The sequence below is a fragment of the Dyella sp. AtDHG13 genome (assembly GCF_003201105.1).
GTDB lineage: Bacteria > Pseudomonadota > Gammaproteobacteria > Xanthomonadales > Rhodanobacteraceae > Dyella > Dyella jiangningensis_B.
The window spans coordinates 141,786-158,653 of sequence record NZ_QICJ01000010.1 but is presented as its reverse complement, the minus strand read 5'-3'; the positions used below and the strand labels follow the sequence as shown (position 1 = coordinate 158,653).

The 16,868-nt window shown below is 64.7% G+C and carries 16 protein-coding genes and 1 pseudogene; 13 read left to right on the top strand and 4 right to left on the bottom strand.

Annotated features, from left to right (window positions below; all coding sequences use genetic code 11):
• Window positions 1-178: 178 nt before the first annotated feature.
• Window positions 179-1,288 carry an MFS transporter gene (locus tag BDW41_RS16905; protein ID WP_199535363.1) on the top strand — a complete coding sequence of 370 codons (1,110 nt, stop codon included), beginning with the start codon at window positions 179-181 and terminating at the stop codon, window positions 1,286-1,288.
• 64 nt (window positions 1,289-1,352) lie between these two features.
• Here the strand turns inward: BDW41_RS16905 and BDW41_RS16900 are convergent, their stop codons facing one another.
• From BDW41_RS16900 to arsH, 3 genes are read right to left on the bottom strand one after another with little or no spacing between them, the layout of a single operon-like run.
• Complete coding sequence (locus tag BDW41_RS16900; protein ID WP_074549079.1) at window positions 1,353-2,417, bottom strand: ArsO family NAD(P)H-dependent flavin-containing monooxygenase; 1,065 nt, start codon at window positions 2,415-2,417, stop codon at window positions 1,353-1,355.
• Window positions 2,414-2,812, bottom strand: a complete 399-nt coding sequence (gene arsC / locus BDW41_RS16895) for an arsenate reductase (glutaredoxin) (protein WP_074549336.1) — start codon at window positions 2,810-2,812, stop codon at window positions 2,414-2,416. Before arsC ends, BDW41_RS16900 begins: the two co-directional genes overlap by 4 nt.
• Before the next feature lie 2 nt (window positions 2,813-2,814).
• Window positions 2,815-3,600, bottom strand: a complete 786-nt coding sequence (gene arsH / locus BDW41_RS16890) for an arsenical resistance protein ArsH (RefSeq protein WP_074549082.1) — start codon at window positions 3,598-3,600, stop codon at window positions 2,815-2,817.
• Window positions 3,601-3,649: 49 nt separating this feature from the next.
• On the opposite strand from arsH, the gene BDW41_RS16885 reads away from it, so the two are divergent.
• The 8 genes and pseudogenes from BDW41_RS16885 to BDW41_RS16850 all read left to right on the top strand — a co-directional run bounded on the left by BDW41_RS16885 (window position 3,650) and on the right by BDW41_RS16850 (window position 10,192).
• Window positions 3,650-3,997, top strand: a complete 348-nt coding sequence (locus BDW41_RS16885; protein WP_074549084.1) for a helix-turn-helix domain-containing protein — start codon at window positions 3,650-3,652, stop codon at window positions 3,995-3,997.
• Window positions 3,994-4,509: a hypothetical protein gene (locus BDW41_RS16880; protein WP_074549086.1), complete on the top strand. Its 516-nt coding sequence runs from the start codon at window positions 3,994-3,996 to the stop codon at window positions 4,507-4,509. Before BDW41_RS16885 ends, BDW41_RS16880 begins: the two co-directional genes overlap by 4 nt.
• 57 nt (window positions 4,510-4,566) lie before the next feature.
• Complete coding sequence (locus BDW41_RS16875; protein ID WP_074549088.1) at window positions 4,567-5,853, top strand: arsenic transporter; 1,287 nt, start codon at window positions 4,567-4,569, stop codon at window positions 5,851-5,853.
• A 227-nt stretch (window positions 5,854-6,080) separates the two neighbouring features.
• A pseudogene (gene pstS / locus BDW41_RS16870) lies at window positions 6,081-7,031 on the top strand (phosphate ABC transporter substrate-binding protein PstS); the annotation flags it as partial.
• Window positions 7,010-8,122 carry a phosphate ABC transporter permease subunit PstC gene (gene pstC / locus BDW41_RS16865; RefSeq protein WP_233496910.1) on the top strand — a complete coding sequence of 371 codons (1,113 nt, stop codon included), beginning with the start codon at window positions 7,010-7,012 and terminating at the stop codon, window positions 8,120-8,122. The pseudogene pstS and the gene pstC, both read left to right, overlap by 22 nt.
• A 9-nt stretch (window positions 8,123-8,131) precedes the next feature.
• Window positions 8,132-8,980 (top strand): phosphate ABC transporter permease PstA, encoded by an 849-nt coding sequence (pstA, locus tag BDW41_RS16860; RefSeq protein ID WP_074549090.1) that lies wholly within the window; start codon window positions 8,132-8,134, stop codon window positions 8,978-8,980.
• A complete protein-coding gene (gene pstB, locus BDW41_RS16855; protein WP_199535362.1) occupies window positions 8,977-9,771 on the top strand; it encodes a phosphate ABC transporter ATP-binding protein PstB in 795 nt (264 codons plus the stop codon). Before pstA ends, pstB begins: the two co-directional genes overlap by 4 nt.
• Window positions 9,772-9,817: 46 nt before the next feature.
• Window positions 9,818-10,192: a metalloregulator ArsR/SmtB family transcription factor gene (locus tag BDW41_RS16850; protein ID WP_074549094.1), complete on the top strand. Its 375-nt coding sequence runs from the start codon at window positions 9,818-9,820 to the stop codon at window positions 10,190-10,192.
• 13 nt (window positions 10,193-10,205) lie between these two features.
• Here BDW41_RS16850 and BDW41_RS16845 read toward each other — a convergent pair whose 3' ends face one another.
• Entirely contained in the window at window positions 10,206-10,733 is a 528-nt protein-coding gene (locus BDW41_RS16845) for an arsenate reductase ArsC (protein WP_074549096.1), read from the bottom strand.
• A gap of 86 nt (window positions 10,734-10,819) precedes the next feature.
• Here BDW41_RS16845 and BDW41_RS16840 point away from each other — a divergent pair, with 86 nt between their 5' ends.
• From BDW41_RS16840 to BDW41_RS23860, 4 genes are all read left to right on the top strand, one after another.
• Window positions 10,820-11,452, top strand: coding sequence for a hypothetical protein (locus BDW41_RS16840; protein WP_146217372.1), 633 nt, complete (start codon window positions 10,820-10,822; stop codon window positions 11,450-11,452).
• Window positions 11,449-12,768 carry a site-specific integrase gene (locus tag BDW41_RS16835; protein WP_233496909.1) on the top strand — a complete coding sequence of 440 codons (1,320 nt, stop codon included), beginning with the start codon at window positions 11,449-11,451 and terminating at the stop codon, window positions 12,766-12,768. Before BDW41_RS16840 ends, BDW41_RS16835 begins: the two co-directional genes overlap by 4 nt.
• Window positions 12,769-12,798: 30 nt before the next feature.
• Window positions 12,799-15,828, top strand: coding sequence for a Tn3 family transposase (locus tag BDW41_RS16830; protein WP_074549100.1), 3,030 nt, complete (start codon window positions 12,799-12,801; stop codon window positions 15,826-15,828).
• A 907-nt stretch (window positions 15,829-16,735) separates the two neighbouring features.
• Window positions 16,736-16,867, top strand: a complete 132-nt coding sequence (locus tag BDW41_RS23860) for a hypothetical protein (RefSeq protein ID WP_255412978.1) — start codon at window positions 16,736-16,738, stop codon at window positions 16,865-16,867.
• Window position 16,868 lies beyond the last annotated feature (1 nt).

Genomic DNA, 16,868 nt, shown 5'->3' with positions numbered 1-16,868 from the left:
TCCTTGAAGGAATCGGCATTATATCGACATATCCAGAAATGTGGTTATATATCCTTCTCTTCAAGCGAGCCTTCCGCATGCCCCTGGCGCCCGCACGTCCGTCGCCTGCCTCCGACGTCGGCCGACCCGGACGCGCATGAGCGCGCGCCTTACCGGGGCACGTTTGGGGGTGGCTCAGATGATTGCCTGGGCCTCGAGCTACTACCTGCCGGCGGTGATGGCCGGCCCCCTCTCGCACAGCGTGGGCATCGCGCCTGCCGAGGTGTTTCTCGGTCTCAGTGGCGCGCTCCTGCTTTCCGCGTTACTCGCGCCCGTCGTGGGCCGCGCCATCGAGCACCTCGATGGCCGACGCGTCCTGGCGGCGTCCAACGGCGTCTTCGCGTCCGGACTGCTTATCCTGTCGACCGCAAAGACCTCGTGGGGGATGGTAGGTGCGTGGGGACTGCTGGGCGTGGCCATGGCGATGGGTCTCTACGACGCCGCCTTCTCCGTGCTGACCCGTCTCTACGGCGCCGCCGCCAAGGAACCCATCACGGTGGTCGCCCTCGTCGCCGGTTTCGCCAGCACCGTCGGCTGGCCAGTCACCGCGTGGATGGATCAGGTACTCGGATGGCGCCTGGCGTGCGTGGCGTGGGCCGCGCTGCATCTGTGCGTTGCGCTGCCGTTGAACCTGTCGCTTCCCAAGGCGACCACCCCGACGACCCCGGTAAGTACGGTCGCCACAGCGCCATCGGCGGGCACCTTGGTGCCGACGCGCGACGTCCTGACGCTGCTCGCGTACGTGTTCGCCGCCAACTGGTTTGTCTCGACCGCGTTGGCCGCGCACCTGCCCACGCTGTTCGTGGGCACGGGCATGACCCTCTCCGCCGCTGTTGCAGCCGCGTCACTGGTGGGGCCGGCCCAGGTTGCGGCACGCATGGCGGAGATGATGGTGTTGCGGCGTGCCGGTTCGCTCACCTCGGCGATGGCGGCGTGCCTGCTGCATCCCCTGGGCGTGGCGTTGTTTCTCTTCGCCGGCGCACCCGCCGCTGCGTTCGCCATCCTGCATGGCGCGGGTAACGGCATCCTGACCATCGCGACGGGAACCGTGCCCTTGGCCCTGTTCGGCGCCGACGGGTACAGCCGTCGCCAAGGCTGGTTGGCGTTGCCCGCGCGCGCCGCCCAGGCCCTGGCACCGTTCGCCTTTGCCACGTTGATGTCGGTGGTCGGCTCGGAGGCGCTGCTGGGCACGGCGGGCCTGCTTGTGGCGGGCGCCGCCGCGTTGGGTGTGATTGCCCATCGGGAGTGAGTGGCGCGGTCCCGCGCCGCAGTCACGCCAGGGGCAAGGCGCGTGCGGTGAAGGCCCTGCGTCGTCAGGAGGCGGCGAGGTATCCCGCCACTGCGTCGACGGTCGCCCGCGCGTAGCGGGTGATGCCCATCAGCGTTGCCGATGCCGGCCCGGTCCAGTCGCCGTACCCCGCCAACCAAAGTCCCGGGAGGTCGGCTGCCTGACCCTCGTCGACGCGCACGCGCCCGTCGGTCAGGACCACGCCCAGCGGCTCCAAGAGTTGCGTTGCCGGTCGAAAGCCCGTGCACCAGAGGATCGCGTCGGCACGTTCGAACGAGCCGTCGGGCCAGGTCACGCCATCCTTTTCGATCGCGACGAACGGGCGACGAGCCGTGAGGGCGCCGCGCTCTCGTGCGGCCTTGACGGACGGCACCATCACGATATCGCCCAAACTCGGCGCGGGCGGGACCGGCTCGCCGGCCTGCTGCGCTCGCCAACGGGCGGTGGCACGGTCGAACAAGGCGCGGCCATCGACATTGTCGGGAAGGAACTGCGGCGGTTCGGGCGTCACCCAGGTGGCCGTGGCCACCTCGGACAGCTCGGCCATAATCTGCGCGCCTGAGTTGCCGCCGCCGACGACGATCACGCGTTTGCCTCGGTAGGCGTCCGGTCCCGCGTAGTGGGCCGAATGGACCTGGGTGCCCCCGAATCGATCCCGACCCGGGTAGTCGGGCACATGCGGCTGGCCCCACGTGCCGGTCGCCATGATCACCGCGCGGGCCGTCCAGGTGCCGCGGTCGGTGCGCACGTGGAACCGGTCGTGCTCGACGGCGAGCGACTGCACCGGACAGGGACGGCACACCGGCAACTGGTAGCGGACCTCGTACGCTCGCAGGTAAGCCACCACGGCGTCGCGCGAGGGATGGTCCTGCCCGTCGCCGGCCGGCATCGGCCACCCGGGGATGGAGCTGTAAGACGCCGGCGAGAACAGGCGCAAGGATGGCCACGCGTGCTTCCACGCGCCGCCGGCGGCGGTCTCGCCGTCGAAGATCATGAAGTCGATCTTGCGCCGTCTCAGGAAATAGCCCACGGAAAGACCGGTCTGGCCACCCCCGATGACCGCCACCTGCGTGGGCCAGGGCTCGCTCACCGGAAGACCACCTCGCCATCCTCTTTGGTGAAGGGCGTGCGCAGCGGCGGAATGATTTGCAGCACCACCTCCGAGGGTCGGCACAGCCGCGTGCCGATCTCGGTCACCACGAACGGGCGGTTGATGAGGATCGGATGGGCGATCATCGCATCGAAGATTTGCCGGGGCGTGATCAGCAGGTCATCCAGGCCCAGTTCGAAGTACGGCGTGCCTTTCTTGCGCACTGCCTGCAGGGGCGACAGGCCGGTGTCGTGCAGCAGGCGCTTGAGCGTCGCACGGTCCGGTGGCGTTTTCAGGTATTCGATGACCGTGGCCTCGATGCCGGCGTGGCGAAGGATCGCCAGCGTGTTGCGCGAGGTACCGCAGTCGGGATTGTGGTAGATGGTCGCGCGCATGCTCACGCCTTCGCCGTCGGTGCGCAGCAGGCGGACTGCGGTGCGCACGCCGATCGATTCGCCGTCGCCACCGGTTCGACCACCGCCGCCGCGGCCGCCAGCGCACGCGCTTCGGCCGCGCCCTTGCGCTCGCTGTAACGATCGACCAGGTAGTCGCTTCGCCCGCGGACCAGAAGGGTGAATTTCATGAGCTCTTCCATCACGTCGACCACCCGGTCGTAGAACGGCGAGGGCTTCATGCGTCCGTCGTCGTCGAACTCCGACCAGGCCTTGGCGACCGAGGACTGGTTGGGGATCGTGACCATGCGCATCCAGCGGCCGAGGACGCGAAGCGCGTTGACCACGTTAAATGACTGCGAGCCGCCGCACACCTGCATCACGGCCAGCGTGCGTCCCTGCGTCGGGCGCACGCCGCCGTCCTCCAGAGGCAACCAGTCGATCTGGTTCTTGAACACGCCGGTCATCGTGCCGTGCCGTTCGGGGCTGACCCAGACATGCCCTTCGGACCACAGCGACAGGGCACGCAACTCCTGCACCTTCGGATGATCGTTGGGCACGCTGTCCAGCACGGGTAAATCGGCTGGGTCGAACACGCGCGTCTCCGCGCCCAGATGACGAAGGATCCGCTCGGCCTCGAGGGCGAGTTTGCGGCTGAACGACTGTGGCCGCAGCGAGCCATAGAGGATCAGGATGCGCGGCGGATGGCCGGCGTCATCGGCGACGGTCAGGCGCTCCCACGCCGGGTGCGGTAGCTCATGCGTCAGGTGCGGCAGGTCGTTGGGGGTCACGGTTCCTCCAGTGGTTGCTTGCTGACGACGATTCTAGCATTCTAGAAACATGGAAACCAAATCCGCCCTGCAATCACTCTCTGGCCTGGCCCAGGATCATCGGCTGAGCATCTTCCGCTACCTCGTCACGCGCGGGACCGTGGGCGCCGTCGTCCAGGAAATCGCCGAGTCGGTGGGGTTTAGCGGCTCCACGTTGTCGTTCCACCTGAAGGGGCTGGTTCACGCCGGCCTGGCCAGCGCGACGGCCGAGGGACGCTTCGTGCGCTACCACGCCAACTTTGCCGCGATGGATGGCCTGATCCGCTATCTCACCGAGCATTGCTGTGAGGATGATCCTGGCCGATGCGCGATCGCTGCCAAGACACCCCGCACGCCCAAAGGCGGTACCCGCGCATGAACCCCTGCCGCGTCCTCTTCCTGTGCGACCACAACAGCAGCCGCAGCCTCATGCACGAAGCGGTACTTGGCCATGAGGGCACGGGGCGATTCGTCGCCTACAGCGCGGGCCGGCGTCCCGCCGCGCACGCTGACCCCGACGCGCTCGACGCCTTGCGCGACGCGGGCCTGGCGACCGCTGATCTGGCACCCAAATCCTGGCACCGTTTTACCGGTCCCGGCGCGCCCGTGTTCGACATCGTGATCCGCGTCTGCGGTCCATCCGCGGAAGAGGACTGTCCTGACTTCGCCGGTCCACCCGTGTGCGTGCAGTGGCCGGTCGCCCATCCGCGCGCCGCATCAGGCTCGGTCGTCGCGCGCGCGGCGGCTTATCGCCAGGCGCTGGCCCGGGCCACCTATCGCGTCCTCGCGCTCATCCGGCTGCCGGTGGCAACGATGCCCCGGGACGCGCTCGTGGCGGCTCTGACGGCGATCGGCGACCACTTTGCGGACGACCTGGCCGACGACGACTAGGCCCGCACAGCGGCACTTGCTTTCCTCCTTTTCCATTTCCTGTTGCCGAAGGCTTTCATGACTATCGCACTCGTACTTTTCATTCTCACGCTGATCCTGGTGATCTGGCAGCCCCGCGGGCTCGGTATCGGCTGGAGCGCGCTGGCCGGCGCCGTGGTCGCGTTGTGCCTGGGCGTGGTCCACCTCAGCGACATCCCGGTGGTGTGGCACATCGTCTGGAATGCGACCGCCACGTTCATCGCGGTGATCATCATCAGCCTTTTGCTGGACGAGGCCGGGTTCTTCGAATGGGCCGCCCTGCATGTCGCGCGGTGGGGCGGCGGCCGCGGGCGCTATCTGTTCGCCCTCATCGTGCTCCTGGGCGCCGCAGTGGCGGCCCTTTTCGCCAACGATGGCGCGGCGCTGATCCTGACCCCGATCGTCATGGCCATGCTGATGGCCTTGGGTTTCGGGCCAGCGGCGACATTGGCCTTCGTCATGGCCGCGGGCTTCATCGCCGACATGGCGAGCCTGCCCCTGGTCGTGTCTAACCTGGTCAACATCGTCTCGGCGGACTTCTTCAAGATCGGTTTCAACGAATACGCCGCCGTCATGGTGCCGGTGACCCTGGTGGCCGTCGCCGCCACGCTCGGGGTGCTACTGGTGTACTACCGTCGCGACATCCCGCGTACCTACGACGTCGGTCTGCTGAAGAGCCCCGCCGCCGCCATCCGTGATCGCGCCACGTTCAATGTCGGTTGGGGCGTGCTCGTGCTTCTGCTGCTTGGCTTCTTCGGGCTCGAGCCGCTGGGCGTGCCCGTCAGCGCCGTCGCCGCGGTCGGTGCCATCGTGCTGCTCGCGGTCGCCGCCCGCGGCCACCACATCAACACGCGCAAGGTGCTGCGCGAGGCGCCCTGGCAGATCGTGCTGTTCTCCCTGGGCATGTACCTGGTGGTCTACGGCCTGCGTAACGCCGGCCTGACCGACTACCTCTCCGCGCTGCTCAACCGCTTCGCCGACTACGGGGTGTGGGGTGCGGCCCTGGGTACCGGGTTCCTCAGCGCCATCCTGTCCTCGATCATGAACAACATGCCCACGGTCCTCATCGGCGCGCTGTCGATCGACGGCACCACGGCCACCGGTGTGGTCAAGGAAGCGATGGTCTACGCCAATGTCATCGGTAGCGACCTGGGTCCCAAGATCACTCCGATCGGTTCCCTGGCAACGCTGCTGTGGCTGCATGTGCTCGCCCGCAAGGGCATGACGATCACCTGGGGCTACTACTTCAAGGTGGGCGTCGTCCTGACCCTGCCTGTCCTGGCGATCACGCTGGCGGCCCTCGCGTTGCGTCTTTCGATCGGCTGAAGCGGCCCGGGCAGGGCGCGTCGCACGGCGCGCCACGCCAGACGACGTCTCACTGTCATCGACTGCGTCGCTTGTCATCAAACGGTCATACGCTACATGCTTCCATATCTCTAGAGGTATAAACCGAAGTCACTCACTGGAGCTTCCGCATGAAACGCATGACGCACCGCCTTCGTCTCACCGTCCTGGGCCTGGCTCTGGGCGCCGGCCTCATGGGTACCGCACAGGCGGCCACCGAAGTCACGGGGGCCGGATCCACCTTCGTCTATCCCATCCTGTCCAAGTGGTCGTCGGACTACAGCCAGAAGACCGGCACCAAGGTGAACTACCAGTCGATCGGGTCCGGCGGCGGTATCGCCCAGATCAAGGCCGCGACGGTCGACTTCGGGGCCAGCGACATGCCCATGAAGGCAGCCGACCTGCATGCGCTGGGGATGGGCCAGTTTCCCTCGGTGATTGGCGGCGTGGTACCGGTGGCGAACCTGCCGGGCATTGCCCCGGGCACGCTCAAATTCACCGGGCCGGTGCTCGCCAACATCTTCCTGGGCAAGATCACCCGCTGGAACGACCCGGCCCTTGTGGCGATCAACCCGGGCGTCAAGCTGCCCGACTCGCGCATCACCGTCGTGCATCGCTCCGACGGCTCGGGCACCACCTTCAACTGGGTCAACTACCTCTCCAAGGTCAGCCCCGAGTGGAAAAGCAAGGTCGGCGAAGGCACCTCGGTGTCCTGGCCCACCGGCCTGGGTGGCAAGGGCAACGAAGGCGTGGCCGCCTACGTCAAGCAGGTGCCGTACTCGCTGGGTTACGTCGAGTACGCCTACGTCAAGCAGAGCAAGATGAATTACGGCCTGGTCCAGAACAAGGCGGGCAAGTTCGTCGAGCCGAACGCGGAAAGCTTCCAGGCCGCGGCCGCGACCGCCGACTGGTCGCACGCGGAGGACTTCGATCTGGTCATGACCGATGCGCCGGGCGAGAAGGCCTACCCGGTGACCGCCACCACGTTCATCATCATGTACAAGCAGCCCAAGGACGCCGCCCGCAGCAAGGCCGCCCGCGAGTTCTTCCGCTGGTCGCTCGAGAGCGGCCAGTCGCAGGCCAATGCGCTGGACTACGTCCCGCTGCCGGCGGATCTGGTCAAGCAGATCGAGGCGTATTGGGGCGCGAACTTCAAGTAACCGTGCGTGCCGGGCGGGGACCTTTCCCCAGCCCGGCCGCGCCACCGCACGCACGTCTTCTTCCGTCCGCTTCGGGGATCCCCATGGGTGACCTTATTGACATCTCCGCCGCTGCCGCCGCATCGCCGCCGCGCCGGGTACGCACGCCGCGTACCCGGCGTCTGAGCGATCGCACCGCCGACCGGCTCTTCCTGGGACTGACCGGGGGCGCGGCGTATCTGGTGCTGATCGTGCTGGTCGGCGCAGCCCTGTCCATGGCCTGGGGCGGGCGGCTGGCGTTCAAGACCTTCGGCTGGTCGTTCTTCACCTCCACGCAGTGGGATGCGGTCGCCCACCAGTTCTCGGCACTGGTGCCGGTCTGGGGAACGATCGTGACCTCGCTGATCGCCATCGTCATCGCGGTGCCGGTCAGCCTGGGCATCGGCATCTTCCTCACCGAGCTGGCACCGCCGTGGCTGCGACAGCCCGTGGGCACCGCCATCGAACTGCTCGCGGCGATCCCCAGCATCGTATATGGCATGTGGGGGCTGTTTGTCTTCGTGCCGTTCATGGCCGCGCACATCCAACCCTGGCTCATTGACCACCTGGGCACCATGCCGGTCATCGGACCGCTGTTCGAGGGCGCGCCGATTGGCCTGGGCATGCTGACGGCCGGCATCATCCTGGCCATCATGATCATCCCGTTCATCACCGCGGTCATGCGGGATGTCTTCTTGGCCACGCCCTCGGTACTCAAGGAGTCCGCCTACGCCCTGGGTGCCACCCGTTGGGAAGTGATCAAAGACATCGTCCTACCCAATTCGCGCAATGCCGTGGTCGGCGCGATCTTCCTGGGACTGGGCCGCGCCCTTGGCGAGACCATGGCGGTGACCTTCGTGCTGGGTAATGCCCATGAGTTCAAGTGGTCGCTGATGGAACCGGGCAACTCCATCGCCGCGGCGATCGCCAACGAATTCACCGAGGCCGATTCGGATATCTACCTGTCGTCGCTGATCGCGTTGGGCTTCATCCTTTTCGTGCTCACCTTCGTGATCCTGGCCTTGGCGCGCCTGTTGCTACGGGCGACGCGTCGCGCCGGTAGCGAGGCATAGGAAACGTCCATGAATACGCTGTATGTGCGTCGCCAGCTCGTCAACGCGCTGGTCATGACCGCTTCCCTGGCTGCCACCGCGTTCGGCCTGGGCTGGCTGCTGTGGATCATGGCCACCACGCTCATCCAAGGCGCGTCCGCGCTCGATCTGAAGCTCTTTACACAGATGACGCCCGCACCCGGGGAGCGTGGTGGCCTGCTTAACGCCTTCTACGGCAGCTTCGTGATGACCCTGATCGCGCTGGTGATCGGTACACCGCTGGGCGTGCTGGCCGGAACATTCCTGGCCGAGTTCCAGCGCAAGACCCGGATGGGCGCGGTGATCCGCTTCACCAACGACATCCTGCTGAGCGCGCCGTCCATCGTCATCGGCCTGTTCGTGTATGAGCTCGTCGTGCGACAGGTAGGGCACTTCTCCGGCTGGGCCGGTGGGCTGGCCTTGGCGATCATCCTGCTGCCCGTCGTGGTGCGCACGACGGATGAGATGCTGCAGCTCGTCCCGGGTGGGATGCGCGAGGCCGCGCTATCGCTGGGACTGCCCAAGTGGAAGGTGAGCGTGAAAGTCCTGCAGCGCGCGGCGAGCACGGGCATCCTCACGGGCGTGCTGTTGGGCCTGGCCCGCATCAGTGGCGAAACCGCGCCGCTGCTTTTCACGGCGCTTAACAACCAGTACTGGAGTGCGACGCCGAACGGGCCGATGGCCAACGTGCCGGTGGTGATCTTTCAATACGCGATGAGCCCCTACGACGACTGGCATGCCTACGCCTGGGCCGGTGCCTTCGTCATGGCGATGTTCGTCCTCCTGCTGGCTGTTCTTTCGCGTGCCGTGCTCGGGCGCGCCAAGAAACACCGGCCATGACCGCCAGGACCCTCATGACTTTAGTCGTCGACAACAGCAAACCCGCCCTCCGGGTTCGTGATCTGGACTTCTTCTACGGCACCCAGCAGGCCCTGCATGCGGTGTCGGCCGATTTTCGCCGCGGCGAAGTGACCGCGATCATGGGCCCCTCCGGCTGCGGCAAGTCCACCCTGTTGCGCGTGCTCAATCGCGTCTACAGCCTGTATCCCGGCCAGCGCGCCGCCGGCGAGGTCAGCCTGGACGGCCAGAACATCCTCGACCCCGCCTACGACCTCAATGCCCTGCGCCTGAAAGTCGGCATGGTCTTCCAGGCACCCACGCCGTTTGTCATGAGCATCTTCGACAACCTGGCGCTGCCGCTGACCCACCACGAGGCGCTCACGCCCTCCGAGCTACGCGACCGTGTCGAGGCAGCGCTGCGCCGTGCCGCGCTCTGGGAGGAGGTGAAGGACAAACTCAAGCACAGCGCCTTGTCGCTCTCCGGAGGCCAGCAGCAGCGCCTGTGCATCGCGCGCGCCATCGCGATCGAACCGGAGGTGCTGCTTTTAGACGAGCCGACCTCGGCCCTGGATCCCATCGCCACCACGCGCATCGAGGAACTGATCGATGAGCTACGTGCCGATTTCACGGTGGTCATGGTCACCCACAACCTCCATCAGGCGGCCCGGGTCTCCCAGCGGACCGTGTTCATGTATCGCGGCGAAGTGGTGGAGCAAGGCCCGACCGATCGGATCTTCACCGCGCCGGACAACCCCCGCACCCACGATTACGTGACCGGCCGATTCGGCTGAGGGTCGGTTTGCTACACTGCTCGCCAGCCCCGCTGTATCGCCGCCTATGAAAACCGCTGACGCCATCAAGGTTCTTTCCGCGCTCGCCCAGGAGTCTCGCCTGGCGATCTTCCGGCTGCTTATCGAACAGGGCCCGGAAGGGCTGCCGGTGGGCGTCATCGGTGAACGGCTGGGCCTGCCCAGCGCCACCTTGTCGTTCCACCTGAAAGAATTGCTGCATGCCGGCCTGGTCACCAGCCGCCAGAGCGGCCGGTTCATCTATTACGCGCCGGTCATCGCTTCGATGAACGGGCTGGTCGACTACCTCACCGAGAACTGCTGCGCCGGCAGCGGCGGCGACTGCCTGCCGGCGCCGGGGACCAAGCGGACCGCGGTCAAACGCGCCGCGGCAGCCAAGCCGCGACGCGCCAAAGCGTCCTGAGGCCCCTTCCGCGTTACTCGGCCTGACTGGCCAACGACGAGGCGCCTTCGCCGCGACCGATTTTTTTCAGCTCCTCACGCATCGTCAGGGCATCGAGCCGGTCCGCCGGCAAGGCCGTCAGGGCCGTAATGCGGTTTTTAAGGTAGCGGAAAGCCGTCATGAAGGCGCGCTTGCGCTCCAGTTCCGATCCCTCCACGGCCGAGGGATCCTCGATGCCCCAGTGCGCGGTGACCGGCTGACCGGGCCAGATCGGGCACATCTCGCCGGCCGCGTTGTCGCACACGGTGATGACGATATCCATGACCGGGGCGCCCTCGGCGTCAAAGACATCCCAGCTCTTGGACGTGAGCTCGGCGGTCGGGTAGCCCAGTTCCTCAAGGACCTGGACGGCCATCGGGTTGACCGCTGACTTGGGCGAACTACCGGCGGAGAACGCGCGAAAACGGCCCGCGCCCTCCTGCCGCAGAATGCTCTCGGCCAGCACAGAGCGGGCCGAGTTGTGGGTACAAAGGAAGAGCACGTTAAGGACGGGGTGACTCATGTTGTGGCTCCGGCAGGCCAATGAGAAAGCGGTCTGACAATACCACGTTTCCATATATATGGATGTGTCAGACGCTCGTCCCGCGCTTGGCCAAGGGTACCGGTGCAGACACGGTCCGGAACAGGGTGCCGGGCGGCGCGCAGGGCGATATCATCGGGGCTCGCATCCAGGGCCACGACGACATGGATATGGCGCGATACGAGACGTGGGTGACGCGATCCTTTCGCTGGATTCGCGATCCCGCCCGCGACGGTAGCTTGCCACACCACATTCAGCTACTGGGTCTGGCCGATGCCAAGCTGCGCGGCATCCGCCGCGAGGACCTGGTCGATACCCAGGGCGAGTGGGCGACCGACGATAACGACATTGCACTGCGCGATCACGTGATGATCCAGGCCCATCTGTGGGTGCTCGGCGTGTACGAATTCATCCGCATGCTGGACGAACGCCTGCGCCACGATCCGTCGCTCGCAACCGACGCATCGGTCGCGGCGATCACGGCGACCAAACGGGTGTTCTCACGCCTGCGGGTACCCCTGGCGAAGCGGGAGCCCGAACAGCGTCACGCCAAACATGACTACCCGGTGCCGCTTCCCGGGCTCGGCCCGCAGGGGATCGGCTGGCAACTCAACGACAGCCTCATCGTCTATCAGGAAGAGCTGTCCGACGCCTTCATGACCATGCTCGAAGCCCTGCGTCCGCGGCCGGACCCGGTATGACATCGCCATCCGTGCCCGAGGTGCCGGTGCGCAGCGTGGCCGACTACGTGGAGGCCGGCACGCGCGACAATACGCAGAAGAGCTATGCAGCCGGCGTCCGTCATTTCGAGGAAACCTGGGGTGGCCTGCTGCCGGCGACGGCGCAGCGCGTTGCCGAATACCTGGCCGCGTATGGCGCGACCCAGTCGCTCAACACCTTGCGTAGCCGTCTGGCGGCCTTGGCCCATTGGCACCAATCCCATGGCTTTGCCGATCCGACGCGACATACGCTCGTTCGTCAGACGCTGAAAGGAATCCGCGCTGTTCATAACGTCCAGGAACGTCGGGCCGATCCGCTGCAGCTGCGCGATCTCACCGTGCTCGATGCCTGGATGGCTAATGCGATCGCCGCCGCCGATGGCTGTGGCGATCGCGCCATGGGATTGCGGGTGCGCCGTGACCGGGCGCTCATCTTGCTTGGCTTCTGGAAAGGCTTTCGCGGCGACGAATTGCTGCGGCTTCGCGTCGACCAGGTGACCGTGATTCCGGCTCAGGGCATGCTGATATATCTGCCCCGGAGCAAAGGCGACCGCCTCGCCGCCGGTGTCACGCACCGCGTGCCGGCGCTCAGCCGGTTGTGTCCGGTCACAGCCGTTGAGGCGTGGCGCGAAGCCGCGCATCTTACCGACGGGCCGCTCTTTCGCGCCATCGATGCCCATGGCACGGTAAGGGCCGGCGCCTTACACGCCAATAGCCTCATTGGCGTACTCCGTAGAGCCTTCGCCCGGGCAGGACTGGCCGGCGCGGCGCAATACACCGGGCACTCGTTACGCCGGGGCTTCGCGGGCTGGGCGAGCGGAAGCGGATGGGACGCCAAGGCGCTGATGGAATATGTGGGCTGGAAAGACATCCAGTCCGCCATGCGCTATGTCGACACCCCCGACGCCTTCGGGCAATCGCGAATCGAGCAAGGCCTGGCCCAGCATCCGCCGGCTGTCCCGTCGCTCGCGTTGCCACCCCCGTCAGCCGTTCCCGAGCCAACCCCCGATCGCACCTTCGTCGTCTCGCTCGTCCTGCGTCTGGCGGCCAGTCGTTCGCGGCGCGGCGCGGCGCAGGCCCATCGCGCCATCGAATTCGTCTGCCTGCAGCGGCACGCTGCCGTCGCCCAGGACGCGGCGCGAACGGCGTACGTGCTCACCGTTGCCGCGACCGACGAATTGGCGTTGAGCGAGACCATGGCAACCCTGATGGAAGATATCCATCGCATCGCTGACAACCACGGTGCCGTTGCCGACACGGTCGCGCAACACGACGACGGCAGGCTCCGATGGGATTAATCATCTTCTGCCCCTGGGAACACGACCCGGATGACTCAAGAGCACGAGACCGCGTACCGGCGCCTTCCTGCGGACCTGGGGGCTGCGGATCTGGAAAGCCTTTTCACGCCCACGGCGGCGGACCTGGCGTTTATCCGGTCGATCGCCGACCAGCCGCTCCGGCAGTTCACGGCGATGGTGCAACTGAAGACGGCTCAGCACCTTGGCCGGCTCGCGCCGATTGGACCGACGCCCGAACGCATTGCCCGGCATATCGCCCACGCCATGGGCTTCCGACGCGCGTTTCGGCTGGCCGATCTGGATACCTATGATCGCTCCCGCATGCGCGACAAGCATGTCAGTGCCATCCGGGATCATCTGAAACTTCGTCGCTTGGGCGAGCGGGGCCGTGATCTGCTCGCCGTCGTGGCGCGCGAGGCCGCGCGCACGCGGCACTATCTGGCTGACATCATCAACGTCATGCTGGAGGAATTGATTCGGCATTCGTACGAGCTGCCAGCATTCGGGTTACTGGACGCCATGGCCGGCAAGGCCCGGGAGGACATCCACGAAACCTTCTTCAAGCAGATCGACGACAGCCTGTCATCCGCGTCCAAGGAGACGATCGCGTCGCTGCTGACCGTCGCACCGGGTATGACCAGCAGCGGCTGGCAAGCGCTCAAGCGCGAGCCACGCAAGCCGGGGAACAAAGAGGTGCGCTACTACCTGGCGCATGTGCAGCGTTTGCGCACGTTGGCGGATTCATTACCGCCGGTGGATATTCCCATCGCCAAGTTGAAGTTCTTTCGCGACTGGGCGCGCGCCAAGGACGCCGCGGAACTAGCCGAGTACCATCCGGCGAAACGTCACGCATTGGCGGTCATCTTTATCCGCTCCCAGTACAACAAGACTCTGGATGACGCCGCCGAGCTCTTCATCCGTCTGCTGCAGAACCTGGAAAACGTCGCCCAAAAGAACCTGATGACCTATCAGGCCGAGCACATGAAGCGCACCGACGCGCTAGTGGCTCAGCTGAAGGAGACCCTGCAGGCATACCAGCTGGAAGGCACCGCGGAGGAACGCATCACCGCCATCGAAGGCTCGCTCGAACGGGCCGTTTCACTGATCGTGGCCGATTGCAACGAACATCTGGCGTACGCGGGACAGCATTTCATTCCGTTTCTGGAACGTCCCTATGCCGCCCAACGCGCGTTGCTGCTTAATTGCCTTGCGATCATGCAGCTGCGCTCGACCTCCAGCGATGACAACACGGCTCGGTTGTTGGAGGTTTTGGAGTACTGCCGTGACGTCCGTCGGGACTCACTCGCACTGTCAGAGCTAGGCCTGGAGTGGCCCGACGATTTCACCTGGATGTCGGCGACGTGGCGGAAAGAAGCGATGATCAAGAACCGGTACGGTCCGCCGGCCTGGGTGCGTCGCCGTTTCTTCGAGCTCGCCGCGCTGTTCCATATCAAAGATGAGCTGAAATCGGGTGACCTCTTTGTCCCCGGAGCCAACAAGTTTGACGACTACCGCGAGACGCTGGTGGATGATGCGATCTTGGCGCAGGAACTGCCGCTGTATGGCGAGGCGACGGGTCTTGCCGTGGAACCAGAGCAGTTCGTTCAGAACCTCCGGCACGCCATGCGCGAGCGGTGTGAATCGGTCAATCGACGTTTCCCAGCAAATGCCGATGCCTCGTTCGTCGATGGTCGACTGATTCTCCGAAAGCCGCAGCGTCCGGAGGTCACGCGGGACATCGCCATCCTGGATGCCAAGCTGCTTGAGCGCATGGAGCCCACCACCATCACGGACGTGCTTCAGGATGTCGCGACCTGGACCGGTATGGAGCGTCACTTCAAACCGCTCGCCGGCAGTGAGGCGCAAGTCGACAACCTGCTGTATCGCGTGGTCACGACCGTATTTTGCTATGGCTGCAATCTTGGGCCCACGCAAACCGCGCGGTCCCTTCGCGATCTGAGCCGAAAGCAGGCGGGCTGGTTGAACCTGAAGTACGTGACCGACGAGGTGCTCGAGCGAGCGACGAAGGACATCATCAACGTCTACAACCGTTACGAGCTACCCGGTTACTGGGGCAGTGGCCAGTCGGCGTCAGCCGACGGCACCAAGTGGAGCATGTACGAGCAGAACACGCTCTCGCAGTACCACCTTCGTTACGGCGGCTACGGTGGGATTGGCTACTACCACGTTTCGGACAAATACATCGCGCTGCTGAGCCGCTTCATTGCCTGCGGCACCTACGAAGCAATCTATATTCTGGACGTGCTGCAGAACGACTCCGACATCCAGCCCAAGACCATCCACGGAGATACACAGGCGCAGAGCTTCCCGGTGTTCGCCCTGGCGTACCTATTGGGTATCGACTTGATGCCTCGCATACGCAACCTCCGGGACCTGTCATTTTCGCGACCGGATGCAGGCACCGCCTATCCGCATCTGCACCCGTTGTTCGGTGATGGCGTGATCGACTGGGATCTGATCCAAACCCATCTGCCGGACATGCAGCGCGTGGCTGTGTCGATCAAAACAGGGAAGATCACGGCGTCGACCATTCTTCGTCGTCTGGGTACAGCGAGCCGAAAGAACAAGCTTTACTTCGCCTTCCGCGAGCTGGGTCGCGTGATCCGAACGATGTTTCTTCTACGCTACATTGACAGCGCGGAGATTCGACAGATGATCACGGCGGCAACGAACAAGAGCGAGGAGTTCAATAACTTCGCCCAGTGGGCCTTCTTCGGTGGGCAGGGCATCATTGCCGAGAACCTGCGGCATGAGCAGGAGAAGGTGATCGGCTACAACCATCTGGTGGCCAACATGGTCATTCTCCATAACGTCGAGCACATGACGCGGGCCATTGGCCAACTACAGGTCGAAGGTCATGAAATCACCCCGGAAGTCCTGGCAGGGCTGTCGCCATACCGGACGGCGCACATCAACCGGTTTGGCGATTACACCGTCGACCTGACACGAGCCGTAGTACCGCACGACGCAAGCCGGAGGCTTCTGACGCCGCAAGCGACTGAGGATGTAGGCGATCCTGTGATCGAGCAGGGCACATGAAGTGGGCCGCCTGCATGATCTCTAGGAGGCTAGCCAGGCTCGTTGGGCGGCGCGAAGTCACCGCAGGAACGCTTCGCCGGGCCGTCTTCATCGGATTCTGTAATTCCAACAGACAGTTAGGACTCAAAGTGCGCTTTTTTTTCTGATTCTCGGCCGACCCTCTACATTATGCGTAGTTATCGATGGCTGGCACGGCTGCCAAAGCCCGAATTTCAGCCGGTCGCTCTGTGCAACCGCTTCGGCGCGAAATTTATCTTAAAACGCGCCGGTCTCGTTTCGCATGGCTGATTAATTGCAGCCATGAAACTTAAGGCCGCAACGACCGGCCGGCCCATTACTTGCCCGGCCAGTGGATGCAATTCCCCTGGTACCGCTGGGCCAGACCGCCAGTCCTGCGCGCCAAATAGCTTCGTGCCTCTGCAGGTGTTGAGCATCAAGCGCCACAGATAGTTTGTAGGTGAAAGCCTGCAGTTTGTGTAAGAAATATCTCTCAAGAGATGCGCCAGTCCTTTTTTAAGTATCGATTGAAATTCATATCTTGGGCACATGCTCTCAAGTGGATTCGCGAACAGGCTGTGCCGCCTGTGCCGCCTTTCGCTGTTAGGGCCGCTTGCACTCGCAACATTTTTTATTGCTCAATCGAATAGACCTGAACACATACATGGGGAGGCGCCTCTGCACTGCGTGTGCGGGCGTGTTCAGGAGATGCATGGGCCAGGAGTCGCCATCGGCGTGTCTGGCGAAGCGCATCGTTGATCTGGTTTTCGTTGCGCAACAGGCCGTGTAGAACCACGGTTGAGGGAGATGCGCCGCCTCGAGTGAGCATCCCGCGGTGTCGTGCGCGCCGCTTTCCGCCGCACACGATGGAAAGGAAGAACGCATTTCGCGAAGTAGTACCGAGCAGCAGATGGAAACCGTGCTTGCGGAGGGGGATCGCGTGGATTCGTTGTCTTGGCGTACGAAAGGAAACCTGCCTGCCGCATGCGCGATGCGTGTCAATGGCTCCGAAAAGCTCATCGAAATGCCGGGCCTGATCTGAT

What these genes read in the sequence shown, in the direction of transcription:
- BDW41_RS16905 (WP_199535363.1), top strand. Translation starts at nt 179, where the DNA reads ATGATTGCCTGGGCCTCGAGCTACTACCTGCCGGCGGTGATGGCCGGC.
- arsC (WP_074549336.1), bottom strand. Translation starts at nt 2,812, where the DNA reads ATGCGCGCGACCATCTACCACAATCCCGACTGCGGTACCTCGCGCAAC.
- BDW41_RS16885 (WP_074549084.1), top strand. Translation starts at nt 3,650, where the DNA reads ATGGAAACCAAATCCGCCCTGCAATCACTCTCTGGCCTGGCCCAGGAT.
- BDW41_RS16880 (WP_074549086.1), top strand. Translation starts at nt 3,994, where the DNA reads ATGAACCCCTGCCGCGTCCTCTTCCTGTGCGACCACAACAGCAGCCGC.
- BDW41_RS16875 (WP_074549088.1), top strand. Translation starts at nt 4,567, where the DNA reads ATGACTATCGCACTCGTACTTTTCATTCTCACGCTGATCCTGGTGATC.
- pstA (WP_074549090.1), top strand. Translation starts at nt 8,132, where the DNA reads ATGAATACGCTGTATGTGCGTCGCCAGCTCGTCAACGCGCTGGTCATG.
- pstB (WP_199535362.1), top strand. Translation starts at nt 8,977, where the DNA reads ATGACCGCCAGGACCCTCATGACTTTAGTCGTCGACAACAGCAAACCC.
- BDW41_RS16850 (WP_074549094.1), top strand. Translation starts at nt 9,818, where the DNA reads ATGAAAACCGCTGACGCCATCAAGGTTCTTTCCGCGCTCGCCCAGGAG.
- BDW41_RS16845 (WP_074549096.1), bottom strand. Translation starts at nt 10,733, where the DNA reads ATGAGTCACCCCGTCCTTAACGTGCTCTTCCTTTGTACCCACAACTCG.
- BDW41_RS16835 (WP_233496909.1), top strand. Translation starts at nt 11,449, where the DNA reads ATGACATCGCCATCCGTGCCCGAGGTGCCGGTGCGCAGCGTGGCCGAC.
- BDW41_RS16830 (WP_074549100.1), top strand. Translation starts at nt 12,799, where the DNA reads ATGACTCAAGAGCACGAGACCGCGTACCGGCGCCTTCCTGCGGACCTG.
- BDW41_RS23860 (WP_255412978.1), top strand. Translation starts at nt 16,736, where the DNA reads ATGGAAACCGTGCTTGCGGAGGGGGATCGCGTGGATTCGTTGTCTTGG.